Origin of the sequence: Streptomyces sp. NBC_00878, assembly GCF_026341515.1 — a bacterium.
Taxonomy (GTDB): domain Bacteria; phylum Actinomycetota; class Actinomycetes; order Streptomycetales; family Streptomycetaceae; genus Streptomyces.
In genome coordinates this window covers 1-23,991 of sequence record NZ_JAPEOK010000001.1, presented here as the reverse complement: position 1 = coordinate 23,991, position 23,991 = coordinate 1, and the positions used below count along the sequence as shown (strand labels likewise).

The 23,991-nt window shown below is 68.5% G+C and carries 27 protein-coding genes and 2 pseudogenes; 17 read left to right on the top strand and 12 right to left on the bottom strand.

Features of this window, described 5'->3' with window-relative positions; translation table 11 throughout:
- Positions 1–26: 26 nt before the first annotated feature.
- Entirely contained in the window at positions 27–470 is a 444-nt protein-coding gene (locus OHA11_RS00140) for a GNAT family N-acetyltransferase (RefSeq protein WP_266490695.1), read from the top strand.
- Between the two features lie 93 nt (positions 471–563).
- Here the strand turns inward: OHA11_RS00140 and OHA11_RS00135 are convergent, their stop codons facing one another.
- On the bottom strand, positions 564–761 hold the full coding sequence (locus OHA11_RS00135) for a ferredoxin (protein WP_266506828.1): 198 nt from the start codon (positions 759–761) through the stop codon (positions 564–566).
- A 207-nt stretch (positions 762–968) separates the two neighbouring features.
- Complete coding sequence (locus OHA11_RS00130; protein WP_266490692.1) at positions 969–1,745, bottom strand: thioesterase II family protein; 777 nt, start codon at positions 1,743–1,745, stop codon at positions 969–971.
- A 622-nt stretch (positions 1,746–2,367) separates the two neighbouring features.
- On the opposite strand from OHA11_RS00130, the gene OHA11_RS48460 reads away from it, so the two are divergent.
- Both OHA11_RS48460 and OHA11_RS00125 read left to right on the top strand, forming a co-directional pair.
- Positions 2,368–2,952 (top strand): transposase, encoded by a 585-nt coding sequence (locus OHA11_RS48460; protein WP_353962943.1) that lies wholly within the window; start codon positions 2,368–2,370, stop codon positions 2,950–2,952.
- Between the two features lie 166 nt (positions 2,953–3,118).
- The gene (locus OHA11_RS00125; RefSeq protein WP_323186498.1) at positions 3,119–3,346 is read left to right on the top strand and encodes a hypothetical protein; all 228 of its coding nucleotides are present in this window, start codon (positions 3,119–3,121) and stop codon (positions 3,344–3,346) included.
- A 143-nt stretch (positions 3,347–3,489) separates the two neighbouring features.
- Here OHA11_RS00125 and OHA11_RS00120 read toward each other — a convergent pair whose 3' ends face one another.
- Positions 3,490–4,302, bottom strand: a complete 813-nt coding sequence (locus OHA11_RS00120; RefSeq protein WP_266490690.1) for a pentapeptide repeat-containing protein — start codon at positions 4,300–4,302, stop codon at positions 3,490–3,492.
- Positions 4,303–4,829: 527 nt separating this feature from the next.
- Here OHA11_RS00120 and OHA11_RS00115 point away from each other — a divergent pair.
- Positions 4,830–5,087: a hypothetical protein gene (locus OHA11_RS00115; RefSeq protein ID WP_266490687.1), complete on the top strand. Its 258-nt coding sequence runs from the start codon at positions 4,830–4,832 to the stop codon at positions 5,085–5,087.
- Complete coding sequence (locus tag OHA11_RS00110; RefSeq protein ID WP_266490683.1) at positions 5,084–5,464, top strand: hypothetical protein; 381 nt, start codon at positions 5,084–5,086, stop codon at positions 5,462–5,464. The genes OHA11_RS00115 and OHA11_RS00110 overlap by 4 nt, the downstream gene beginning before the upstream one ends.
- A gap of 49 nt (positions 5,465–5,513) precedes the next feature.
- Here the strand turns inward: OHA11_RS00110 and OHA11_RS00105 are convergent, their stop codons facing one another.
- Together OHA11_RS00105 and OHA11_RS00100 are read right to left on the bottom strand one after the other, a co-directional pair.
- A complete protein-coding gene (locus OHA11_RS00105; protein WP_266490680.1) occupies positions 5,514–5,714 on the bottom strand; it encodes a hypothetical protein in 201 nt (66 codons plus the stop codon).
- Positions 5,711–6,772, bottom strand: coding sequence for a hypothetical protein (locus tag OHA11_RS00100; RefSeq protein ID WP_266490677.1), 1,062 nt, complete (start codon positions 6,770–6,772; stop codon positions 5,711–5,713). Before OHA11_RS00100 ends, OHA11_RS00105 begins: the two co-directional genes overlap by 4 nt.
- Positions 6,773–7,257: 485 nt before the next feature.
- Between OHA11_RS00100 and OHA11_RS00095 the strand changes: the two genes are divergently transcribed.
- Positions 7,258–9,018 (top strand): S8 family serine peptidase, encoded by a 1,761-nt coding sequence (locus tag OHA11_RS00095; protein WP_266490673.1) that lies wholly within the window; start codon positions 7,258–7,260, stop codon positions 9,016–9,018.
- 489 nt (positions 9,019–9,507) lie between these two features.
- Here the strand turns inward: OHA11_RS00095 and OHA11_RS00090 are convergent.
- Positions 9,508–10,316, bottom strand: a pseudogene (locus OHA11_RS00090) (IS5 family transposase).
- Between the two features lie 180 nt (positions 10,317–10,496).
- Between OHA11_RS00090 and OHA11_RS00085 the strand changes: the two are divergent.
- The 3 genes from OHA11_RS00085 (at position 10,497) to OHA11_RS00075 (ending at position 12,879) form a co-directional block, all read left to right on the top strand.
- A complete protein-coding gene (locus tag OHA11_RS00085) occupies positions 10,497–11,438 on the top strand; it encodes a hypothetical protein (RefSeq protein ID WP_266490672.1) in 942 nt (313 codons plus the stop codon).
- A gap of 25 nt (positions 11,439–11,463) precedes the next feature.
- Positions 11,464–11,937, top strand: coding sequence for a hypothetical protein (locus OHA11_RS00080; RefSeq protein WP_266490671.1), 474 nt, complete (start codon positions 11,464–11,466; stop codon positions 11,935–11,937).
- 435 nt (positions 11,938–12,372) lie between these two features.
- Positions 12,373–12,879, top strand: a complete 507-nt coding sequence (locus tag OHA11_RS00075; RefSeq protein WP_266490670.1) for a hypothetical protein — start codon at positions 12,373–12,375, stop codon at positions 12,877–12,879.
- 17 nt (positions 12,880–12,896) lie between these two features.
- Here the strand turns inward: OHA11_RS00075 and OHA11_RS00070 are convergent, their stop codons facing one another.
- Both OHA11_RS00070 and OHA11_RS00065 read right to left on the bottom strand, forming a co-directional pair.
- Positions 12,897–14,357, bottom strand: coding sequence for an NF041680 family putative transposase (locus OHA11_RS00070; RefSeq protein ID WP_323186748.1), 1,461 nt, complete (start codon positions 14,355–14,357; stop codon positions 12,897–12,899).
- Positions 14,358–14,646: 289 nt separating this feature from the next.
- Positions 14,647–14,898 carry a hypothetical protein gene (locus tag OHA11_RS00065; protein WP_266490667.1) on the bottom strand — a complete coding sequence of 84 codons (252 nt, stop codon included), beginning with the start codon at positions 14,896–14,898 and terminating at the stop codon, positions 14,647–14,649.
- Here OHA11_RS00065 and OHA11_RS00060 point away from each other — a divergent pair.
- Together OHA11_RS00060 and OHA11_RS00055 are read left to right on the top strand one after the other, a co-directional pair.
- The gene (locus OHA11_RS00060) at positions 14,873–15,298 is read left to right on the top strand and encodes an HAD family hydrolase (protein ID WP_266490663.1); all 426 of its coding nucleotides are present in this window, start codon (positions 14,873–14,875) and stop codon (positions 15,296–15,298) included. The genes OHA11_RS00065 and OHA11_RS00060 overlap by 26 nt on opposite strands.
- Positions 15,299–15,390: 92 nt before the next feature.
- Positions 15,391–16,320, top strand: a complete 930-nt coding sequence (locus OHA11_RS00055; protein ID WP_266490660.1) for a phosphotransferase family protein — start codon at positions 15,391–15,393, stop codon at positions 16,318–16,320.
- Positions 16,321–16,408: 88 nt separating this feature from the next.
- Here the strand turns inward: OHA11_RS00055 and OHA11_RS00050 are convergent, their stop codons facing one another.
- Entirely contained in the window at positions 16,409–16,564 is a 156-nt protein-coding gene (locus tag OHA11_RS00050; RefSeq protein WP_266490657.1) for a hypothetical protein, read from the bottom strand.
- A 410-nt stretch (positions 16,565–16,974) separates the two neighbouring features.
- Between OHA11_RS00050 and OHA11_RS00045 the strand changes: the two genes are divergently transcribed.
- The 3 genes and pseudogenes from OHA11_RS00045 to OHA11_RS00035 all read left to right on the top strand — a co-directional run bounded on the left by OHA11_RS00045 (position 16,975) and on the right by OHA11_RS00035 (position 18,454).
- Positions 16,975–17,163, top strand: a complete 189-nt coding sequence (locus OHA11_RS00045; RefSeq protein WP_266490655.1) for a hypothetical protein — start codon at positions 16,975–16,977, stop codon at positions 17,161–17,163.
- A gap of 336 nt (positions 17,164–17,499) precedes the next feature.
- Positions 17,500–17,688 (top strand): annotated as a pseudogene (locus tag OHA11_RS00040) (HNH endonuclease); the annotation flags it as partial.
- Between the two features lie 166 nt (positions 17,689–17,854).
- Positions 17,855–18,454, top strand: a complete 600-nt coding sequence (locus tag OHA11_RS00035; RefSeq protein WP_323186747.1) for an isochorismatase family protein — start codon at positions 17,855–17,857, stop codon at positions 18,452–18,454.
- Positions 18,455–18,548: 94 nt separating this feature from the next.
- Here the strand turns inward: OHA11_RS00035 and OHA11_RS00030 are convergent, their stop codons facing one another.
- Both OHA11_RS00030 and OHA11_RS00025 read right to left on the bottom strand, forming a co-directional pair.
- On the bottom strand, positions 18,549–18,752 hold the full coding sequence (locus OHA11_RS00030) for a cold-shock protein (protein WP_266490650.1): 204 nt from the start codon (positions 18,750–18,752) through the stop codon (positions 18,549–18,551).
- A 398-nt stretch (positions 18,753–19,150) separates the two neighbouring features.
- Positions 19,151–19,291 (bottom strand): hypothetical protein, encoded by a 141-nt coding sequence (locus tag OHA11_RS00025; RefSeq protein WP_266490646.1) that lies wholly within the window; start codon positions 19,289–19,291, stop codon positions 19,151–19,153.
- 129 nt (positions 19,292–19,420) lie between these two features.
- Between OHA11_RS00025 and OHA11_RS00020 the strand changes: the two genes are divergently transcribed.
- On the top strand, positions 19,421–20,515 hold the full coding sequence (locus OHA11_RS00020) for a cytochrome P450 (protein WP_266490643.1): 1,095 nt from the start codon (positions 19,421–19,423) through the stop codon (positions 20,513–20,515).
- 351 nt (positions 20,516–20,866) lie between these two features.
- Here OHA11_RS00020 and OHA11_RS00015 read toward each other — a convergent pair whose 3' ends face one another.
- Positions 20,867–20,992 carry an ATP-dependent DNA ligase gene (locus OHA11_RS00015; protein WP_266490640.1) on the bottom strand — a complete coding sequence of 42 codons (126 nt, stop codon included), beginning with the start codon at positions 20,990–20,992 and terminating at the stop codon, positions 20,867–20,869.
- Positions 20,993–21,703: 711 nt separating this feature from the next.
- Between OHA11_RS00015 and OHA11_RS00010 the strand changes: the two genes are divergently transcribed.
- On the top strand, positions 21,704–22,597 hold the full coding sequence (locus tag OHA11_RS00010) for an IS982 family transposase (protein ID WP_266490638.1): 894 nt from the start codon (positions 21,704–21,706) through the stop codon (positions 22,595–22,597).
- Positions 22,598–22,738: 141 nt separating this feature from the next.
- Positions 22,739–23,782 carry an IS630 family transposase gene (locus tag OHA11_RS00005; protein ID WP_266490634.1) on the top strand — a complete coding sequence of 348 codons (1,044 nt, stop codon included), beginning with the start codon at positions 22,739–22,741 and terminating at the stop codon, positions 23,780–23,782.
- Positions 23,783–23,991: the final 209 nt, after the last annotated feature.

The following is a 23,991-nucleotide window of genomic DNA, read 5'->3' as shown; positions in this document are numbered from 1 at the left end:
GACCTGGACCGCAGTAGGCTGACGACGTGACAGTCACCGTACGCCGAGCCACTCTCTCGGATGCCGACCAGATCGCCGGTCTGCTGTGCCAACTCGGGTACCCCAGTACGGCACCGGACGTCGAAAAGCGCTTCACCTTCTGGTTCGACGATCCGTTCAGCGCTGTCCTGGTGGCTGAGCACAGTGGACGCGTCGTCGGCTGCCTTTCCCTGCACGCCGTCCCGTACCTCGAGAAAACCGGGCGCTGGGCCCGCATCGAGAGCCTCGTCGTCGACGAGGCGGCCCGCCGCACAGGAGCGGGCAGCCGGCTGATCAGCGCCGCCGAGGAACTGGCGTGGCAATGGGACTGCTCCGCCGTCGAAGTGACGACCCTGCGCTCACGGCTCGATGCCAATGCCTTCTACCAGCACCACGGATACGACGACCGCTGCACGCTTTCCGCCCGCTATTGGAAGAACCTCCCGGGCTGAGCCGCCAGTGCGCAGGGGCAGCCGGACAGGGGTCCAGGCGCCGGACAGGGTCTCCTTTGTGGCCCGACCGGTGGAGGGTCTCGGCGGCGGCGGTCACGACTCCGCGAGCCGGATCGCTTGCGCGGGGCACATCGTGGCCGAGTCGCCCACGGCGTCGTGAAGTTCGTAAGGCGGAGTGTCATCGAGGAGGACAACGCTGCCGTCCTCCTCACGCTGGTCGAAGACGTCGGGGGCGAGCATCACGCACTGGCCCGAAGCAACACAGCTGGGAACGTCGACTTCAACACGCATCATTGTTCTCCCTGCTTCTCTGTATGGGGCGGACTCCTGCCTGGAACGCCGGCGGCAGCGAAACGTGGAGTCGGATCGTTCCGGACGGGCTGTGGGAGAGCCCAAAGCCGTTGATCCAGCCGTCGAGCATGCGACCGCAGGGCGGCGGCCCGCCGGATACGCCTGCAAAGACACTGCTCGCCGCGAGCTGGTGTCCCCGAAGATGATTCATCGGTTCAGTCCCGCGCACAGGTCGCTCAACTCCCGTGACAGCAGTCCGATCACCTCACGACGGCGGTCGACGACAAAGAAGTGACCCCCCGGAAACACTTCCACGTCGGTTTGCCCAGTTGTGTGTTCCGCCCAAGCGCGTGCCTCGTCGATCGACACCTGCGGGTCGCTGCCGCCGTGCAGCACGGTCACCGGGCAGTCGAGTACCTGACCCGGTTCGTGCCGGTACCCCGCGACGGCATGGTAGTCGCTGCGGATCGCCGGAAGGATCATCGCCAGCATCTCCGGGTCGTCCAAAATCGCCTGGCTGGTGCCGCTCAGCGCCTGCACCGAAGCCACGACCTCGTCATCGGACGCCCGATGGATCCGCCCGTCTCGATAGCAGGACGGGGCCTGCCGACCGGAGACGAAGAGCCGAGCCGGCGACGGAAGACCGCTCCGCTGCAGACGAAGCGCTACCTCATACGCGAGCACAGCACCCATGCTGTGCCCGAACAGCGCCAGCGGCCGGTCATCGATCCTGAGCCGTAGCGCGCCGAAGATCTCATCCGCCAATTCTGAAAGGTTGTCGATCGGCGGCACATCGAGCCGATTCTGACGACCGGGGTACTGGATCGCCAGTACCTCCACCGCGGGTGCGAGAGCCTTGGAAACCGGAAAGAAGAAGCTTGCCGACCCGCCGGCGTGCGGCAGGCATACGAGCCGCACTGGACTGTCCGGCGCCGGATGGAAACTGCTGATCCAGTCCTCCGAACTCGAAGCTGTTTCAAGCATGCCAATAGACCCCCTCCAACGGGCGCGCCCCTATACGAAATCGAATCCGCCCAGCGTTGCACAGAAGGCGCCACGGGTCGACGGGGTGCCAGCGGTGCCCAGGCCTAGAATGCCCCCGCATCGAATAACGCACGCACTCCGCAAGTCAACTGGCCTGACCTGCGGAAGGGGCGGCCAGAAACCCGCAGTTGGACGTGGCCGCGACGACGGCGACCCAAGTTAAGTTGTCCCTGCGCTCACACGCCGAAAGGCGCGCAACATGAAGGAAGATGCTCCGCCCGGGTAGAGGCGCTGGGATTCAGCCGCGGAGATCCCAACGACGTACCCCCATTCCGTCAGAGCGCCTGCGCCCATGTGGGAGAGGTAACCCACAACCCACGGCAGCGCCCCGCGCGGTAACCGAACCAGTTCCCACCCCAGACTGCCCCGGCCGGTGTTCCCCCGCCCGGCCGGGGCTTTCCTCAAGGCCACGCAGATCAGCAGCGTGATCAACGGGATCCTGGCCGGGCATGCACGGCCCTTCCCCAAGAGCCGGAGATCGTCGACGGCACACGCTATCTGGTCGATAACGGGATCACATGAAGAGCGATGCCCGTCGACTACCCTCCCTGGCGCACGATTCATGGGTTCACCAGACGATGGGCCGCCGCTGGCGTCCTCGGTATCATCCGTGACCAGCTCCGCCGCCGCATCCGCCTTGCCGCGGGCAAAACACCCCAGACGGCGTCAGCGAGGCATTCGAAACCGTCAGCAAAGCGCCCCGGGGGTAGGACGGCGGAAAAAGATCAATGGGCGGAAGCGGCACCTCATCTGTGACCACCGCGGCCTTGTCCTACTGGTCATGGTCACCCCCGCTGACGCCCAGGACCCCCTTTTCGCACGAGAATTACTGTTCCGCTGGGCGAAGAAGTACCTCGACATCACCATCAAGACGGTCCGCCGCCCTCCGGGAACCGGCCACGAGCGGGGAACTGGTGCCCCTGCGAAAGGACCACACGCCAGACGCCACTGGGGAACCAGGCCCGGGAAAGGACCCGAAACGGGCCGCTCGCGGTCTTCGTCAGGCGATCCTGCCAGCCGGCCGGGGCAAGCACCGCGGATAGCGCGCCACCAGGGCTCGGCGGTAGACGCGTCGTCATATGAGGCTGTGAGGTGCGAGAGCAGCACCGGCCATGACCTGGTGATCAGAGCGACAAGAGCCGTGTAACGAGAGATCGTTACGCGCGGCTCTGTGGGGGCCAGAGGGTGAGATCCCCTCCGGCTGCCCGGCGCCCCTCCCTTGTGGCGCCCGTCCGCAGGTCAACGCGGGTCCGCCCAGGGAATCAAACCGAACAACTCTGAGACGAGGCCGATCACAACCAGGACCCGGCCGAGTGGCTGCCGCCCGCCCCGACGACGCGGTGCGCTGCCAGTACGCCGTGGAATGGGTGGGCACGAAGCTGCGCTGGGGTCTGGCCGCCGACGACGCCGAACTCGCGGCCCTGCGGGACGTCGCCGGCGGATGCCCGCTGGGTCCGTGGCGTACGAGCCCGCCGCGTAGCGCCCGGCGAGGACAGTACAAGGTCCCGGCTGGACGGGGGGAGAGACAGCCGGGACTTTGAGCGGTGGCGCGCGGAGGGCGGTCGCCTCTCGGCGAAAGGCTCCATGGGGCTTCAGCCGGACGATCGTCCCCATGTGCTTGAGGTGAGGCCCGGGGACGCCGCCCCCCATTCTCGGCGAAAGAACGGTGGACTGGACACCACAACTAGGCGGGCGCCGGTTGCGGGCCCTTGCCGGCCAGCCACTTCTTTACGCGAGGATCTTTCGCCAGCTTCGGTGGGAGGTCTGGCGGGTAGTCCTTTTCGGGAGGATCGGCCCAGATCAGGGCCTCGACGGTCAACCCTGTGGTCTCGCGCAGATCGGTGCCGCCCAGATCGGCGCCGACCAGGAAAGCCCCATCCAGGTTCGCGCCTGTCAGATCCGCGGACCCTAGGACAGCTGTTTCCAAATACGCACCATGCAAGTCGGCTTCCCTCAGGTCGGCGTGGCGCAGATCTACGCCTCCCATCTTGGCTCCTGCCAGATCCGCTTCCCACAAGTCTGCACCGAACAGGTTCGCGGCGTTGAGAACCGCACCTGCGAGTGGCACCCCGCGTTCGTCGACGGTCCTGTGGAGATTGGCTGCCGACAGGACTGCGCCACCGAGATCTACGCGCGCCGGTCCGTCCTCCCGCTCGTCGCGATTGACCAGCACTGACACTGCGGCCTGCACATCCGCAGGTGCCCCGACACGGGGATGAGTCTTGGACTTCACTGCGTGGGTGCGCACAAATGCCGACAGAATGTCGATCACCGCCGGTTGATCGCGTGGTGAGTCCTTCATAATGCGCTGCAGCCCGTAGATCCCTCCGAGTTGCACATCCGGGGACTTGTCACCGAGTTGCCCCACAGCTGTGGTGAAGCGTTCGGTGACCTGCCCTTCTTGAGCGATCTCCAGTTCCTTGCGCCGGTTGTCGAGTTCACCGTTGGCCTGCTGCACAGAGACTCCGGTGAAGAGGAGGGCGGCGACGGCTGCCAAGGCTGTGAGTGTCGTGCCGGCGGCGCTGATGTGCTGGTGCCAGTTGCGTTCTGCTGGTGACGTCGGGCTGGGTGTCGCAGGCGTTGGCCGGCCGCGCGCATTGCGCTGTACCGGGATGCGAGGACCTGCGGTGCGAGGGCGGTGCGTGGAGCGGCGGTTCGTGGTCATCGTCAGATGAACGTCGGGCGTGAGTGCGCGGTCACGCCCAGGAAGGGTGCGTCGGCTCCGAGGTTTTCACACAGCGTCCGCACCCGTACGAACAGCACCCTGCCTTCGGACGGGGCGGCCGAGGGGCGTTCCTGCAGGCGTCGGCCCTCCCGTAGGGAGGCCGGGAGGGACGGCGCGGTCCCGCCCAGGTGGCAGCACGCGGGCGGGACCAGGGGTGGGGCCTCCACGGGGGTTGGAGGATCACCGCCGTCACAGCATGGCACTGGATTCGGCCAGGCGACAGAGTTGTGACTGGAATCGGGTGCATGACGGCTACGGGTACGTACCCGTAGCCTTGAGGGATGGGAAGGAGCACGACGATGTCCGATGCCAACGTCCGTATCCCCGAGGAAGCCAAGGACCGGCTCGCCGCTATAGCTGCCGCTGAGGGGCTGTCGCTGCGCGCGTATCTCGCCCGTCTCGCTGAGACATTGCTGACTCCGGACGAGCGTGCCGAACGGGCGGAGAAGGCCCTGGCCGCGTTGAAGGAGTGGAACGGCTACGCGCCGACCGCTGCCGAGGAGCAGGACCTGGACAACGAGCTGGACCGGCGCCTGGCCCAGGTGACCAACTGGTGAGCGACGCTGTGCACATCGTTCTGGACGACACCGCGATGGCCGCGGCCGGCCAGGGCAACGTCCTTGCTTCCCGTCTGATCCACCGCGCTCACGCCGAATCGGGCTGGTTCCTGTACGCCCCAGCGTGCGCGTTAGTCGAAGCCGATCGCGCCCGGCCCGGCACGGCCGAGCACCTTGCCTCTCTTCCCGGCGTCACCGTCCTCGATCTGGATCTGGCTGCAGCCCTGGCCCTCGCGCGGCAAAAGACGTGGGCGGCGGCCCACTGCCATTACACGGCGCAGCCCACCCCGGACCGCCCCGACGGCGCGATCATCGCCACCACCGCCCCGAACCGGTGGGTCGGCGAGCCGGTCCGGGTACTGGACCTCACTCCCTGATCAGCGGCAGACGCCTGCGGTCCCGCCGGATTGGCGGGGCCGCACTGTTTCATCGGGTGGCGCGCAGGTGATTGCGCCGGCCGGTGACCAGGCCCCGCCACCGCTGGCGCGCGATCTGTTGTCCATGGAGCCACCCTGCTGGTGAGGGGGACTCGAGCGGGAGCCCGGCCAAGAAGTGGGCGATATCGAGGTAGTAGGCGTAGTCGCCGGACGCGGTCAGGCCGCGCAGGCGGCTGATGCAGGTGCTCACGCCCGCGCTGTTGTCGAGGACGGCGTGGTGAAAGGCCAGGGCGAGTTCGAGGATGGGTTCGGCGACGGCGACGGCGACGGCGGCGCCGGCAAGGTGCGGATCTCGGTGCGCAGCCGTTCGGCCCGGTCTTCGATGTCCTGGCTGGTGCCGGCGTCGCGGATGAGTTCGGCGAGCTGGACGGTCGCGGTGGTGACGCGCAGGACGAGCCCTGTCAGGAGCTGGTGGGCGAGGTCGATTTCGTCGGCGGCGTGACCGGGGCTGGTGAAGGCGAGGACAAAAGCGCGCTGAGCCTGGGATGTCGCGCGCTCGCCGGCGATGCCGTTGTCTTCGGCTTCGGCGCGAGCGGCGGCGTAGTCGGCGGCTGCGCGCTGCATGTCGCCATGGGGCCACCAGATGTCGCCGCGGACGCGATGGTGACGGCCGGCCCAGCCGAGGGTGTCGGCGGTGGCCAGTGCGGCGGGAAGGTCACCAGCGAGACGGGCGAGGTGAGCCAGACCGCGACGGGCGGCGGGCGCCAGGCGGCCGTCGCGGTCGGCGACGTACTGCATCCCTTGGCGGGACTCGGAAGAAAGGCCGAGGTCGCGTTGGGCCTTGGCCCGGTAGTAGACGGCCATCTCGTTCAGCTCGATGGGCAGTTGGCCGGCGTCGATGACAGAAGCCAGCCGCTCTACGGTGCGGGCACGGTGTTCGTGCTGGCGGCGGGCGAGTGCTGAGGGTTTCCACCAGGGCGTCCGCGGCGGTCTCCAGCGGGGCGGCCGCCGTCGCCGGGGTGGGCGGGGCGAGGGGTTCCCACACGGAGTCGCTGATGTAGTGCCAGGCCGCGCCGGTGAGCCAGTCGAGTTCGAGGCGGAAGTCGCGGGCCAGAGCCAGGCCCTGGCGGAGAGCTCCGACCACAGGATGCGGTCGCGGTCCGGGCCGGAGCTCCACTGCTCGCCCAGGGCGTGGAAGGCCCGCTGGGCGGCCTGCTGCCAGTCGGCGGGGCTCCAGCGGTCGTCGGTGTGGTCGTCGGCGGTGCGGATGGTGGAGCGGACCAGCCCGTGCAGGCGGAACGGCCACAAGGCGAACACGTTTTCCGGACGAAGGGCCGCTCGATCATCCGCAGGGCGGTCGGATCGGAGAGGGGCCTGGAGGGCCGGTGCCCGCTCATTTCGGGCCTCTCGGAGGTGAGTTGCAGGCCGTACGCCGTGGGGATCCATATCCGGTCCGTCCGGCCTGCGGCAGGGTGATGCGGTCGGCGGGCCCCTCCACGCGCGGTCTGGCCAGCCGCCGCCGGGTCTGCTCGATACGCACAGAGGGAGCGATCACCCGGTGCATCTGCTCGGTGGCGGCCGTTCGGTACTGCGCCAGCACTCCCAGCGGGGTTTTTCAGCCATGCCTCTATAACGTCGCGGTACGGAAAGGTACTTCCGTACAGGAGGGCCCGTCTGACATCTTGCATCCACCACTCGTTTCGTACGGCCCGGCCGGTGCCCTCAGCACGGCCGGGCCGTCTCCGGAGGACGCTTTGATACCCCACATATCCAGCTGGCCTAGACGCACGCTGGTGCTGGCGGCCACGCTCGGCGCTGCCCTCGCGTTCGGCGTCCCGGGCGCCCTCGCGGGCACGCTCCCCGTCGCCCCCTCCACCGCGTCGGCCGCCAAGGCCCACGTTCCGGCCGCCGTGCCGGCTTCCCGGAGTGCGACCTGGGTGGCCGGCACGCGTGCCTACCTCGTGATCACCGCCCCCGGTGACAGTTCGGCGGTCCGCTCCGCGATCGCGGTCAACGGCGGCACCGTCTTCTCGGACTTCGACGCCATCGGCGTGATCGTCGCCCACTCGGCGTCCAGCGGATTCGCCGCCACCATGCGCGGCGTCGCCGGTGTGCAGCAGGTCGGCGCCACGCGCACCTCGGACGTCCCGGCCGACGCCTACAACCCGGCGCTCCCGGCCAATCCGGTTCAGGCCTCGACCCCGGCCGGAGAACCGGTCCGGGCCGACATGAGCCAGATCAAGGCCGACCAGGCCTGGGCCGTGAACCCGGGCTCCGCCTCAGTCAAGGTCGGCATCCTGGACACCGGTGTGGACGACCAGCACCAGGACCTGGCGCCCAACTTCAACGCGGCCGACTCGGTCTCCTGCGCCTACGGCAAGCCCGACACCCGTGCCGGCGCCTGGCGGGACGTCGACACGCACGGCACCCACGTAGCGGGCACCATCGCCGCGGCCAAGAACGGCAAGGGCGTCGTCGGCGTGGCCCCCGGGGTGACGATCTCCGCGGTCCGGGTCGCCGAGCCGGGCAACTCCTTCTTCTTCGCCGAGAACACCATCTGCGGCTTCGTCTGGGCCGGTGACCACGGCTTCAAGGTCACCAATAACAGCTATTACACGGACCCGTGGCAGTTCAACTGCCCGGACAACATCGACCAGGCCGCCATCATCGAGGGCGTCAAGCGCGCCCAGGAGTACGCTGAGGGCAAGGGCTCCCTCCAGATCGCCGCCGCGGGCAACGAGAACTACGACCTCGCCCACAAGACGACCGACTCCGCGAGCCCGAACGACTCGACGCCGGTCACCCGCACTATCACCAACGCCTGCCTCGACATCCCGACCGAGCTGCCGGGCGTGGTCACGGTCGCGGCCAACGGCACGGGCGTCACCAAGGCCTCGTTCTCCAACTACGGGCAGGGCGTCATCGACGTCGCGGCGCCGGGCAGCAGCGTGTACTCCACCGTCCCCGGCGGCGGCTACGGCAGCAAGAGCGGCACCTCGATGGCCACCCCGCACGTGGTCGGCGTGGCGGCACTCATCGCCAGCGCCAACCCGGGCATCACCCCGGCGCAGATCCGCGCCAAGCTGGCCGCCCAGGCCAACGACATCGCCTGCCCCTCGGACAGCCGCTGCACGGGCACGACGGCCAACAACTCGTTCTTCGGCGAGGGACAGGTCGACGCCCTCAAGGCCGTCGGGACCACTCCGCCGCCCGGCAAGTACTTCGAGAACCTCGCGGACTTCGCCATCAACGACATCGCGACCGTGGAGAGCCCGATCGCCGTCACCGGTGTGACCGGCAACGCCCCGGCCACCCTCAAGGTGGGTGTGGACATCAAGCACACCTACATCGGTGACCTGAAGGTCGACCTGGTGGCGCCGGACGGCACCGTCTACACGCTGCACAACCACGCCGGCGGCAGCGCCGACAACATCGCCCAGACCTACACCGTGAACGCCTCCTCGGAGGTCGCGAACGGCACCTGGAAGCTGCGCGTCAACGACAACGCCGCCTCCGACACAGGCAAGACCGACGCCTGGAACCTGACCTTCTAGCGCAGGGTCCGGCAACGCCCGCGTACAGCACGCACTGTGCCGGCGACAGCTCCCCGCCCGCGGCCGCGGGCGGGGAGCTGCGGTCTGTTCGGCCAGGGCTGCGAACTGCTGGGCGGCAGAGGGCATATAGGCCTCGGTGGCGCGCCGATATTTGGTCTTTCTCTGTTGTTGTCGGGGTCGGCTTCCGTGGCGGCTGGGATCTTTTCTCCATTGGGCCTACGGGGCGGGTCTTTTGCGAATCTCTGGCGTGGTCTACCAGTTCCGTCATCGCGAACTCCAGGAATGGTCAGCCTCCAACCCTCGCCCCTGACGCGCATCGCTGGTGGCTATCCCATCTGGTCAGCTGAAACAGCTCATCGGTCTGGTTACCGGTTCCACTCCTTGCGCATCGTTTGTTTGTGCCTGATGCGTTTGCAAAGGTCCTGTGATCCTGGCCTGGGGTAGGGATTGACAGCTGCGATCGCCAGCGCCTTCGAGCTCGTAACACGATCATGAGCGGGTCTTCTTGAGGCGTCTCCAGCAGATGAGGCTGCAGGCCAGGGAGACGAATGCGTCGTGGAGTTCGGTGCGGCGTTCCCAGCGGACGGCGAGGCGCTTGAAGTGGTGGAGCAGGGCGAAGGTCTGCTCCACGACGTAGCGGAGCTTGCCGATGCCCTTGATGTTCGGGGCGCCTTTGCGGGAGATGACGGGCAGGATCCGGCGCTTGCGGAGTTCGTCGCGGTTGGGGTTGGAGTCGTAGCCCTTGTCGCCGAGCACAGCCTTTGGACGTCGGCGGGGACGGCCGGGGCGGCCTGCGACGGGTGGGATGCCGTCGACCAGGGCGAGGGTCCGGGTGACGTCGTCGACGTTGGCCGCGGTGGTGATGACCTTGAGCGGGGTGCCGCGTCCGTCGCAGATCAAGTGGTGTTAGCTGCCCGTCTTGCGCCGGTCGACCGGCGACGGACCGGTGTTGGCACCCCCTTTTTCGCGCGGATGTGGGAACCGTCCACGCAGGCCCGTGACCAGTCGAGTTCGCCGGCCGAGTTCAACTCGGACAACAGGATTCGGTGCAACTGGTCGAAGACGCCGGCCTGCTGCCACCGCTCCAGGCGGCGCCGGCAGGTCTGCCCGGAGCCGAACCCCAGCTCCAGTGGCAGGAGTTGCCAGGCGATGTCGTTGCAGAGGACGTAGAGGATGCCTTGCAGGCAGAGCCTGTCTGCCACCGGCCGTGGCCCGGGCGACCGTTCGGGCCAGGCAGGCAGTAGCGGCCCGATCAGCGCCCGCAAGTCGTCGTCCACGATCCACGGCCGAGTACTCACACCATCACGAACGGCCAAATCATCAGACCGGTCACGCCCGACCAGGACACCTCAACAAGATCGTGTTACGAGCTCTTACAGCCGCGACCGCCCGCGGCCCTGACAGATGTCAGGACCGCGGGCGAGCCGGTCCTCCTACCGTTCGAGGTGTCGCAGCGTTTCGTGGGAAGAGGGACGAACATGGCCGGACACACCGGGTCCTGTCCAGGGCGGGGCAAGGCCGTGGCCGCACTGCTGCTCTGTCTGGCAGCCCCGGTGCTTTCGGCCTGCACGGCCGCACCACCACCCCCGTCTCCCAGGACCCCCGTCCCCGAGCCGACCGTCGCCGCCCGCGCACTCACGCCCGCGGAACGGCAGACCCTGGCCAAGGCCGAGACGCTCCTGACGCGGAACTGCATGGAGGAGCGGGGATTCTCCTTCCACGTCGTCGAAGACCTGCCGGACGGGGTCAACCGCCTCTTCCCGCACGTCGTCGACGACGAGGGCTGGGCCGCCGAGCACGGCTACGGCAGTGACATCCAGCGGAAACGGGACACCCTCGCCGCGAAGAACCCGAACCAGCTCTACTTCCGGAGCCTCTCCGCGGAGCGCAGGGACGCCGCCGTGGACGCGCTGAACGGCCCGGAACCGACGGGTCTGGAAGCGCGGGTTCCCGGCATGGGCACGGTCCGGCACAGCGATCAGGGCTGCGAGTCCGAGGCGCAACGGTCCCTCTATTTGGACCTGCGCAAGTGGTACAGCGCGTGGAAGGTGACGGACGCTCTCGAGCGGTCCGTACCGCCCGCGGTCGCACGGGACGAGCGCTTCACGGCGGCGGTCTCACGGTGGTCGACCTGCATGCGGACCAAGGGCCACTCGTACAGCTCTCCCATGGAGGCACGTCAGCGGTTCGTGCGGCCAGCGGGCGCGACCGGATCCGGCGAGTCCCGCGCCACCGAGATCGCGACCGCGAGGGCGGAGGCCCAGTGCGCCGGCACCTCGGGTCTCGCGAAGACGGCCCGCACGCTCACGCGCGCCGAACAGGCGAAGACCAAGTCCGACCATTCCACCGAGTTCATCAACAGGAAGACGCTGGAGTCCGGGGCCCTGAGCCGTGCCCGGGACATCGTCAAGGCCAGCTGACTCCCCATCTGAGAGGTATGAGGAAATGAAGAAACTGACTCTGCTCGCCACCGGTGCCGCGATGCTCTTCGCGACAGTCGGCCCGGTCGCCGCCGCGCAGGCCGCGGACGGACCGGCCGCCGCGCCGCGCGCGGCGGCCGCCGAGGACGGCAGGCTGCACGCGTGGGCGGACCCCTACCAGCGGGGCGCCCACTGCTCCTGGGAGGGCAACAAGCGTGACTGGGACTACGGCGACGACGGTGTGACGGGCAACTGCCAGCCGATGCGCAATCTCGCCTCGTCGCTGGAGAACCGCGGATTCGCGGGCGGTTACGACGACGTCGACCTCTACTACAACCAGGACCAGAGCGGGGTGTACGCCTGCCTCGGTCACGGTGACGCGTGGCAGGACCTTTCGGGAGGGGACTACATCTTCAACAACGGCCTGCCGTGGTGGTCGGGGAAGAACGAGTCGGTCAACGACAACATCTCCTCGCACTCCTGGACCGACGGCTGCTGACCGGCCGATGTCGACCGTGCCGGGGACGGGGGCCCGGCACGGTCCCACCGTTGTGACCGTCTCGTCCTGGGTAGGGCGAGGCCCGAACCCGGCCGGTCGGTCCGGGTGGCACCCATGGGAGCGCACCCCGCAGGCCATAGCGTGGTCCCTTGCCGAGAAGGGCTCCGGCCCGCCTGCCACCAGGCGTCCGCACCAGCCCCCGTGACTTCAGGCCGTCTTCTCACTGCCAGACGACCGAATCCGCCCATCAGCCCCAGATGGCGTCAGCCGCCGTCGAGATCCCTGCGTAGGTCCGGGCAGCGTTCCTGTCCGGGCAACCGACGAAATGCCGCCCTTCTGTCACGGCAGCGTCACTGATCAGCGGTTCTGACACAGGCACTGACCTTGAGATTTATCCTGTAGGAGCCTTCGGCGCTTGGCTCGCATACTGGTCCGATGAGTTCGATCTCCACACACCATCGGTTCCGGGACCCACGCAGCACGAAGTACGACTTTCTCGCGTCGGTCCTCGTGTGCTGTCCCGGCTGCGAGAAGATCGCTCACGTCGTGGCAGGACCGGAGCCGGCCGGGGTGCACGATCCGGACCTCTTTGCGCCAAGGCGTCTCGTCTGCCGGAACTGCGGGGCGGCGAAGGCATGGAGCCGTGGAGGTGTGGCCCTGCACCGGGACCGGGACGAGCCGGCCACGGACCCGTACTTCGGCGTCCGTCTGTGGCTGCAGACCGAGACCCGGCACGGGTGGGTATGGGCCTACAACCTGGAACACCTGGACCTGATCAGGCGATTCGTGCAGGCGCCGCTGCGTGAAGGGATTCCCTGGCACGACCACGGCCGGAAGATGACCGTGGTGGCCCGCCTGCCCGCATGGATGCAGCAGGCCAAGAACCGCGACGAGGTGCTGCGGGCCATCGCCCGCATCCATGCCTCACTACTCCGTTCCTGATCCGGGAACGCTGCCGCTCATCCCGTGACGCGTCTGGGCTTGGTGCCCTTCTTGTGATGACTGGGGCGTGAATGCGCTTCTCCGGTCTTGAGGACCAGACCGACGTCCTGAACGGTGGCCCGGCACCGGTTTTTCACGCCGGGCGGGCGGCCCGGGCCGGGTTTGGTGGGTTTGGGCGCACGGGCTGGCAAGGGGCACTTCATACGGAGGTTCCTGAACCCTCGCCGGACCCGGGCTGGGGTGAGCTTGTTCGGCAGAGCCGGCCGTTTCCAGGGACGACGGAGATCGGTGACCAGGCCACGGACGAGACGGAGTTGGGTGTGAGCGGCGACGATCAGCCAAGTCCACCGGTCGGCGGCCTCGGGATCACGAAGCTTGGGGCGGGTCCACCCGAGCGTCTGCTTGATCATTCTGAAGGTGTGCTCAAGATCGAATCTGCGCAGGAACGCGTGCCAGAGCCGGTCGATATCCGTCTCGCTCGCGCCGGTGCCCGACCACCACAGCCAGACTGGCTTGGGGTCCGCTCCGTTGGGCAGGCGGTCGACCTTGAGCCGGATCACGGTGCCCTCGATGATCGGCAGCTCGTCCCGGTGGGTGAGCCAGGCCGCGCGGCGGGTCAGCCGCGGGTGGAGCCGGTCGAAGGAAGTGGCCACCGCGGTGCCGTACCGCTCCGTCTCCGTGACTGTCCGGACGTCGGGCTCGCCCCAGGTGTCCGGCTGGCCGAAGACGAACTCGCCGCCGTGCTTGGGCGGCCGCCCGCCCTTCGGGTCGTAGATCCTCGGCGGCGTGGGCCGGCGCATCACCCGGTCCGACCGCAGCCTGCCCAACAGCTCAAGGGGTAGGTCCGTCAGCAGGAACGACAGGCGCTGAACGTCGTAACCGGCGTCCAGGACCAGGAGAATGGCCAGATCGCCGGGCTTCCACTGGCCGGCGGCGACCAGGCGCTCGACGACCTCGCGGACCTGGACGGCGGTGACCGCCGCGACGTCGGCACCCGGCTCCAGCCGGACCGCGTCCAGCAGCGCGGTCCAGGAGGTGCGTCCCACCTCCAGTGCCGCGACGATCGAGTACGGCCAGCCCGGGATCATCCGGTGCTCGTTCTTGCCCCGGCCGTAGGTGTGGCAGAACGAGCGGTCCGGCGAGGTGTTCGCGTCCGGCCGCAGCCACGGGCTGACATCCGCCGCTAGCACCAGGCGCCCGTCCGCGGCCCGGGGCAGCGGCAGCCCGGCCAGCGTTCTCCGCAGTCGTGCGACGTCGACGCGGCCGCGGTTGAGCCCGCCATACAACGCGCCGTGCCCACGCCGGTGTTCAGGCGCGAGCGCGAGATCAACCAGAGTCTTCACGGGCCCGTCGGAGCACAGCAGTGCCTCGCAGAGCTCGAACAGTTCGTCGCCCCGTCTGGTCAGGCACGCATACAACTCCGACCGGAAGTGTGACGCTTCCGCGAACGCCTCCCGGCGGACATCCTCATCCAGCAGACTCGATTCCACGGCCTTCGTTACGGTCACGTGCGCTCCTTGGTCGGAGCACAGGATCGGGCGAAGGCCGCCCGCATGTCCGCTGAACTGCGAAAACAAGGCTCAAGTTCGAGCGCCGTTCGACACTGGGTCGATAAACGACAAGCTGACACTCAGTGAGACCCGAAGGGCGAGCGACGGGGCTCTGGTGGTAGCGGGATCTCCCTGACCCTCGCGGAGGCGACGTTCTCATGACAGCCGGGCCCGGCCCTCCCTCAGGAGGACCGGGCCCGGAGCGCGGGCCCGTTCGTCAGCGGGCGCTGCGGTCGATCAGGGGTCCGTGATTCCACCAGACGCCCTTGGTGTCCTCATCGCGGTCCATCCACACCATGCGGGGCCCGTCTTCGGCGGCCTGGGCGATGTGCTCCACCAGCGTCGTGCAGAGGTCGGCGGCTTCGCCGTCCTCGAGGTCGCCGGTCGGGAACCCGGCCCGCGCGTCCTGCCGGACTTCCTGACCGCGGCTCCTGCCGCCGACGGTGGCCGAACTGCTGGACGTCGTCATCACCCGCCAGGACACCCGGCCCAAACCGGCCCCCGACGGACTGCACGCCGCCCTGAGCCAGCTGGACGTCCCACCGGAGCGCGCGGTGTACGTCGGGGACAGCCCCACCGACATGACCGCCGCCCGCGCCGCCGGAGTCGTCGCGCTCGGAGCGGTCTGGGGCTGGCACCCGCCCGCCGCACTCCGCGCCGTCGGGGCCGATCACCTCACGGCCCGAACCCGCCAGCATCGGGCCGTCCCTGCTGCACCACCTGCCCCTAATCGGCAGCGCGTGACCCAGCACCACCACTACAGTGGAGGGGCGCCCCTACGGGCGCCCCTTTGCACTTCTGCACTCAGAGGACACAGGCGAATGCGCGTGATGCGGCGACGAGCACCCGGCGTCGAGCTGGAGCACTGAGGACCTCGTTCCTCAGCCCGACTCGCGGTCTGGCTCGGCGCGCACCCCATCACCCCGCTCACCGATTTTCCGGACCTCTGAAAGCTGCCCCGATGCCTGTACCGCCCACCAGCGGCCGTCTGCAATGGACCGACGTCCCCACGCCCCTGCGCGCCCGCCTCGAAGACGCCCTCGGTGCACCCGTCACCGACACGGTCACTCCTGCAGGCGGCTTCGGCCACCAGCTGGCTGCCGCGCTCACCCTGGAGGGCGGCCGACGGGTCTTCGTCAAAGCGGCCCCCGACGACGACCCGCTCACCGCCGCCAACGTCCACGAGGCCGCTGTCCTGGATGCGCTGCCGCCCGGCGCCCCGGCCCCGGACCTGCTGGGCATCCACCGCGCGGCCGACTGGACCGCCGTCGTCATCGCCCACCTCGATGGCCCGCACCCCGACTTCTCCCCGCAGTCCGGCGACGCCGAACAGACCTGGGCTCTGCTGGACAAGCTCACCTCCAGCCCCGCCCCGACCCCGTACGCCGCGGCGGTGAGCACCACACCCTCCACTACGGCGGCCCTGCACGGCTGGGACGAACTTCTCTCCGACCCGTCGGCCGACCTCGCCCCCGCCGCCCGCGCCCACCTGGCGCAGCTCGCCGAACTGGAAGCCGCCTGGCCCGCCCTAGCCCACGGCAACCGCATCGTCCACGGCGACCTGCGGGCCGACAACATGGTCCGCGACCACCACCTCGGGGTGACCTTCGTGGACTGGGCACACGCCACCACCGGCCCGGCCTGCATCGACGCCGCCTCACTCGCCCCGCAACTCATCCTCGCCGGACACACACCCGCAGACATCGCCCGCTGCTCCGCGATCACCCCGCCACCGCCAGCAGCCCCGACACCACCACAGCGTTCCTCGCCGCGCTCACCGGCCACTGGCACCGCAACGCCCGCGAGTCCGCACCCCCCGGCGCCCCCGGACTGCGCGCCTACCAGCACCGCGCTGCGGCCGCCGGCCTCGCGCTCCTCGGCTACCGCCTGAGCTGAAACCGCTGTCTCGCTCTCGTGTCAGTGGCTGGTCGACCCCGTGTCAGTGACGTGGGCATCTCGCGTCAGCAGGGGACCAGGCGTCAGCCCACCCACCCGATGTCACGGACCTCGATCGCCCCGGCATGCGGCATGAACTGGATCCAGCACCGCCGTCCGAACGCCTCCCGGATCTCCTCCACGGAGCCCGGGTCGCGGACATCGGGCCAGGCCCGCGGATCCATCCGCGCGATCTCCACGAGCGCCAGCACCTCCTGCCGGGCCGGGGGTCCGGCAGGAGGGCCATGACCTCGACCGCGAGTTCCTCCACCACCAAGCCGTACCGCATCCCGCACACCCCGTGTGATCGATTCGGGCAGCAGCGTACGAAGGAACCGCCGGCCCTGTTCCGGCCTGTGGATAACCCAGATTTCGCGGTGGTCGCCCCGACCACTAGAACCAGACCATGGCCCCGACCACGGTCCGGCCGTGCCGCGTCCAGCCCTGACCACGGCTGGTCAGCGTGCCAGGGAGTGTGTTCCGCTGTCCGGCGCCAGCGAATGCGCGTGCCACCGAATTCTGAGCGCCGCAGTATGTGTGCCGGTCCCAGGCCCGCATGTCCGGTGGGAGCTGTGGGTGACGGTCGTATGATCCGGTCGTTACGCAGGTCATGAAGATCACCTCTCGAATCCTCACCGTGGCCGCCGCGAGCGGCGCCCTGCTGGCAGTCACCGCGCCGGCGCACGCCACCGACATCCTCAACCTGGTCAACGTCAAGCGCGTCCCGGTCTCCGTCCTTTCGGAAGGCAACACCAGCGCCGACAACATCCAGGTCACCAGCGCCCAGCAGGACTTCTAGCAGCCACGAAGGCGGTCGCGGGCGTCCTGGGGTCGCCGCATACGGCGGTGCCCCAGGACAGTTCTGTCACCCCACGGGTGGTTGCTCAGACTTCGATGGCACGCGCTCAAGCCTCATCGGGAGCTGGGAGTTGCGGCGAGGGCCCGGCCGCAGCGCGGTCTTCACCGTCCCGAGTGCGTACTTCAAGGCCCGCCCTTGGAGATCAGGGGCGGGCTCGCAGGAAGGGTGATCCATACCTGGTCCGGTATGACCATTGCACCCACACGGGCGGCGCACTGGGCAAACAGGCGATTGCGCCCCGTCGCGGGTCCTATCATCAGGTCATGCTCAAAAGCCGTGCTGCGCGGCCTGGCCGCCGCCTCCCTCACTGTCCTGCCCCTCCCTGTCTCAGCGCCCGCCCACGCGGCACAGACGCTTCCTTTGACCGAAGCCGTCGCCAACCTGCCTATGGGGACGGAGTCCCGGGACGGCTACGACCGGGACGCCTTCCGCCACTGGAACGCCGGTGCCAATTTGTCCGACGGCCCGCTGGCAGCGACCCCGGGCGCGGCATGGCCTTCGGCGGGTGCGAATCGTTCCTGCGGCGAAGCCCCTGGGCCGTGCGGGTGAGCCCAGCCGCTTTTGGTCCCCGGGGGTGTGCGAGGGCGGGTAGAACGCAGGGGGTTGTTCCGTCTGATGAAGGGTGGTCATGGTGAGCCGAGGCTTGATCGTCGTGGACGTGCAGAACGATTTCTGCGAAGGAGGCAGTATCCCCGTACCGGGCGGTGCACGGATCGCGACCAAGATCGCCGACCTGGTGGAACAGACCGCTGGCCGTGACTACCAGTACATCGTCGCCACCCGCGACCACCACATCGACCCGGGAGGCCACTTCTCCCAGACCCCCGACTTCAAGGACAGCTTCCCCGTCCACTGCGTGGCAGGAAACGAAGGCAGCGAATTCCACCCCCACTTCGCCCCCGCCGTCACCGGCGGAAAGATCGACGCCGTCTTCTACAAAGGCGCCCACAGCGCCTCCAAGAGCGGCTTCGAAGGAGCCGACGAAGAAGGAACCCCCCTCGCGGACTGGCTGCGCGCCCGCGAGGTCAAGAAGGTCGACGTGGTGGGCATCGCGACGGACCACTGCGTGCGTGCGACCGCCCTGGATGCCGTCGCAGCAGGCTTCCGTACGCGCGTACGCCTGGACTACTCGGTCGGAGTTGCCCCGCACACGACAGCTGCCGCCGTGAACGACTTCCGCCAGGCCGGTATTGCGGTATCCGGCAAGGCACCGGTACCGGAACAGTCCTGACACCGGGCGACGTCGTCCAGGACCACCAGCCACCGGCAGGCCCCACAGGGCCTGCCGCAGCCTCTGCCGACCCATGGAGCGCGCCTTCCGGGGATTAAAAGGGGCGGACCATTTCCGCTTGCGGACCCTTCTGCCCCTGACTGACCTCGAATTCCACCCGCTGGTTCTCTTCCAGACTCCTGTATCCGTTGGTCTGGATGGCCGAGAAGTGCACGAACACGTCCGCGCCGCCATCGTCCTGACTGATGTAGCCATAGCCCTTGTCGGGGTTGAACCACTTCACAGTGCCTGTTGCCATCGGTCCCAGTCCTTCATTCGATACCAGGGCGCGATATGGACGCCCCGGCCGCAGCCCCATCGAGTAGACTCCGGCACTTGATCATTTCCTCCCGCCGCGGTGAAATCCGCCATTATCCCCGCACCTCACCCGTGGGGACGAACCTCGCCGCGTGGCAATGGAGCGAGCACGGTGTACCAGCGGGGCGCACCATCCTCGAAAAGGTCGGCTCCGTCACGGTCCGGGACACCCCGGGCGCGGCCCAGCGGCTGTACACCTTTGTCATCGGCGACGACTCGAAGCTGTACGCAGTTGGTGGGACGGCAGCCAGCGGCACTGGGCCGACCACGGCGCACCGAGCGGGCGGTGGGTGCGTGAAGGAGTCGGAGTCGTCGTCCCCCGGCCTGCGCCACACCCCGTCAGATGAGCGCGGTCGGGGACGCCGAATACTTCCGCTGCCTGGCCAATTCGATCGCCGCAAGCACATCCTTGCCATTTCTGATCTCCTGGGCATCGCCGTTGGAGATTTGCACGCCGAACTCATTCTCCAGAGCGCTCATGAGTTCGATAGCCGCCGGTGATGGTGGGCCGGCGCCCCGGCCGCCGACACGCGGCAGCAACCTGTCTCTGAACTGCGGCGCTGCTTTCCTTGTGGCGCAACCGTGCCAGGCGCGGCTCGTTGGCCAGGAGTGCTCACCCATCCCTTCCGCCCCGTTGCCGGCCCGCACGGACTGCCGCTGCTGGGAAACCTGCCCGCCTTCGGGCGTGACCCCTTGGCATTCCTGGAACGTCTGCGCGACGACTACGGGGACGCGGTGACCTGGTCGCTCGGCCCGATGCGGATTCTCTTCCTCGCGCACCCCGAGCGCATCGCGGAACTGCTCGGAGCCGACGAGCGACGCTACGAGACTCTGGACGCCGGCTGGGCGTTCAAACGACTGATCGGCAACAGCGTCATGCGCAGCCAAGGAGCCGAATGGCGTCGCAAGCGATCCATGGTCCAACTCACGGTCCGGCCCCGCCAGGTACGCCGATACGCGACAGCGATGGTCGACTGCGCGGCGGCGCTCGCCGACCACTGGCGAGACGGGAGCCGCGTCGATGTGCTGCGCCAGATGTCGCTGCTCTCCCAGCGGATCGTGGTCCGCACGCTGTTCGGCAACGACCTCGGACAACAGGCCCGCGCGCTGGGTGACGCGATGACGCAGGCAGGACAGGGGATCGGCGCCGAACTACGGGGGATCGGGCTCTTCCTGCCGCCGTGGGTGCGCACCCACGCCCGGCGGCGCCTGCTCGCCGCCGTCGCGACAATCGACAACGAGATCGACCGGCTCATCCACGCCCGCCAGGCAGCAGGGGACGGACACGGCAGCGCTGAGGACCTGCTGAGCAGACTGCTTGCAGCCCACGACGAAGAAGGCCGGCCGCTGACCACCACGCAGGTACGCGACGAAGCCGTCACCCTCTGGATCGGCGGCCACGAGACCACATCCACGGCGCTGACCTGGACCTGGTACCTCCTGTCGGCATCCGCGGCCCACGGCCTCCGCCCCCAACGCTGGGACGCCGGCCCCGAACAGACCACGCCTCCGCACGCCTGGTTCCCGTTCGGAGGCGGCCAGCGCGCCTGCCTCGGCGCACGGTTCGCGCTGGTAGAGACAGCACTCGTCCTCGCCACACTTGCCCAGCGCTTCCACCTGGACATCGAAGGCGACCCGACACCCACAGCCGGACTGCAGCTCCAGCCGGCCACACCGCTGCACGCCACCCTGCGAACCCGATAACTCGCCCGCCCCGCGTCCCAAGGCCCAGCCGACCAAACGTGTACACGCACCGGCCCTGCCGCGACACCACCACAACACTTCAGGTTGCGCTGGGTGTTGCGACAAGTGTTGCGCCGGATGTTGCGCTGAGCGTTGCGGGACCTGTAGATCCCCTCTCGCATCTGTGCAGGTCAGTACGCCATTTCTGCGTGGTCGGGAGGCCGACATCCCCGTTGCGGCTGCTTTCGCCCATGTCCCTGGCTGGAGTTGAGGTGAGGGAGGGGGCGGGATGGGCGGCGCGGACGCTGCCGGGGATCGGGGCGCGCTCGCTCGTGTTGCGCGTCACCGCCGCGCCTCCGCGCTGCGCCGCCGTCAGCGCGGCGGTGACGTCAGGCGGGGGATGTCGGCGGGGGAGAGGTCGGGGCGTGCGCGGTGCCAGCGTGCGGGGTGGCGCCACCGGCCGGAGGTGTCGCGGGCGACGTCGATGCCGACTTCCACGACCAGTTCGGGCCGGACCAGTGTGACGTTCAGCGTCTCTCGGGTGTCCCACCCGGCGTCTTCTCCGTCAAGTTCAGTGTGTCGAGTGAGTTGAGGTTGGGCTCAGAGTCGCTTTGCTGAAGGTGAAGGTGCAGGCCTTCACCGTCCAACCCTCAGAGCACTGCGTGCACGCATTCGCGCATCCGTCAGGACCGATAGCGCGATCAGCCAAGGCTCCAGGAACCCCCGCACTCGAAGACAACACCTGCCTCACCGACCGCAGATCAACAGGCTCTGCCCAAAATTCCGGCGACAGGTACCCGTTGTGCTGAGTCCAACCGATGAAGCACGTAAGGCTGGTCGGTTGGGACGAGGCGGTGGTACCAGGTGATCGAATCGGTGGGTCCGGGTGAGCTCTTGGCGGCGGTCAGCGGCCTGGTGGGACTGGGTGCGCTGACAGTCCGAGTTCGGGGACGGGTAGCGCTGGCCCGAGAGCAGCGAAGGACTATGGCTGCGGTAGCCGATGGATTGGTGAGCAGCGGCCGCTGCGTGAAGGCCAGGCATCGGGTGCGCGGCGGGGAATGGTCCCTTCAGATCGGCGAAGCCGGCGAACCGGTGAGCGTCGAGGCGGAGCGGAAGAAGGGGCCATCAAACCAATGACAAAGCTAGACGAGTCATTCCGAATGCTGACGGTGTGTCCGGGAACGCGGACAGGGCGTCCAAGATCGTTGTGTGACGAACAACCTGGACGCCCTGCTGACCGCACTGTACGTGAAGATCGACGACGAGATCGGGGGTACCCGGTGGCTGGGCCGACCGCCGCAGCTGACGGATTCCGAGCTTGTCTGCCTCGCTGTCGCGCAGGCGTTGCTGGGCTTCACTTCGGAGTCGCGGTGGCTGCGGTTCGTGGACTCCCGCTTGGGCGGGATGTTCCCGTATGTGCCCAGGCAGCCGGGCTGGAACAAGCGGCTGAGGGCCGCGTTGCCGCTGGTCAAGAAGGCAATACGGCTGCTGGCCGTCGACACGGACTTCTGGTTCGACAACCATTGGATCGTCGACTCCACACCGGTGGAGTGCGGTCGCTCGCGGTCGACGGTGAAGCGGTCGGACCTGGCCGGCTGGGCCGGATACGGGTACTGCGCCAGCCACAGCCGGTTCTTCTGGGGCCTGCGCCTGTTCCTGGTGTGCACCCCGACCGGGATGCCCGTCCTGTGGGCGCTGGCGAACCCGAAGATGGACGAGCGGGAGGTGCTGTCGGCGATGCTGGACCGCGAGCCGCACCTGGCCACGGATCGGCCGGGCCTGCTGGTCATCGCAGACAAAGGCTTCGCCTCCAGGGAGTTCGAGGCCGATCTGGCCTTCCGGGGCGCGGAGTTGCTGCGGCCGTCGTTCAAGCGTGAGAAGAAGCGCAGGGGCGAGTCCCTGCTGAAGTCGGTGCGGCAGCTGATCGAGTCGGTCAACGACACCCTCAAGGGCCAGCTCGACCTGGAACAGCACGGCGGCCGGACCTTCGAGGGCGTCGCCGTCCGCGTCGCTCAGCGCATCCTCGCGATGGCCGCCGCAATCTGGCACAACCACAAGACCGGCCAGCCGGTCCTGCGATCCCTGATCGCCTACGACCACTGATCACATCGGAATGACTCGTCTAGGTGAGCTGTGCCTGCGGCAGCGTCGGCATGGTTGAACGGCACCAAGCGGCTCGCCGCGAGGCAATGCGTCGCTTCTATTGATCCGAAACGGTTGGTGTTCTGGGTCGTTGGTCCCTGCGTGAGGGAACTGGTGGGGGACGCACGGCAGTTGTCGCCGTCGGCGCAGGAGGCCCTTCGACTGCGGGCGGTGGCCGCATTGGTGGCGGGCCGGACTCGCGAGGATGTCGCTGAGGTGTTCCAGGTCTCGCTTAAGGCCGTGGACGACTGGTGGGCGAAGTGGCTGGCAGGCGGGCGCGACGCGCTCGTGGCCCGGCCGCGTGGGCGCCGGGTCGGCGAGCATCAGGTTCTCGATGTGGTCGAGCAGCAGGCGATCCGGCAGGCCGTACTGGATCACCGTCCTTGTGACCTGGGGCTGGCCGGGCAGCTGTGGACGCGGGGCGGGGTGGGGGACCTGATCGCGAAGCTGTACTGGGTGCGGCTGACCGAGCAGGGGGTGGGCAAGTATCTGCGCCGGTGGGGGCTGTCCTTCCAGCGCCCGGACAAGCGGGCCGTCGAGCAGGACGCGGAAGCGGTCCGCGTCTGGCGGGAGGAGACCTGGCCGGCGATCCGGGCCAGGGCAAAGGTCGAGGGCGCAGAGGTGTTCTTCGCCGACCAGGTCGGCATCCGCTCCGACCAGGTCACCGGCCGTACCTGGGGCGCCAAGGGGTGCACCCCGGTCGTCCGCCGCACAGGCAACCGGTTCTCGGTGAACGCGATGTCCGCGATCAGCACCAAGGGCCGCATGCACTTCATGGTGTTCACCGAGACCTTCGACGCCGACGTCATGTGCCGCTTCCTGGACCGGCTCGTAGGCCACTTCGACCGCAAGGTGCACCTCGTCGTGGACGGCCACTCCGCGCACCGCTCCCGCAAGGTCCGCGCCTGGCTGGCCGAGCACCCGGACCGCATCGAACGGCATTTCCTGCCGTCGTACTCGCCGGAGCTGAACCCCGACGAGCTGGTCAACGCCGACCTCAAACGGAGCCTGCCCATGCACAGCCGGGCCCGTGACCAGGCTCAACTCGCCGCCGAGACCCGCCGGTTCTTCCACCGCCGCCAGCGTCAGCCACACATCGTCCGCGGCTACTTCGGCGGACCCCACGTCCGCTGCACCCTCGAATAGAACCCTTTGAGTTTCGGATCAATAGAAGGTAACTGTGATAGTCGAGCTGCGGCCTGGGTTGGGCTGCCGCCAGGCTCGGCGCCGACGTTCCGGCATGACCCACAAGGTAATTGGCGGTTCGTTGCAGCCTGCCGTGCGCCCGAGTTGTCTGCCGGACGTCGGCGTCGGCCTGGCCCACCCCGTTGGCTTGATCAGCAGCTTGTCCGCCG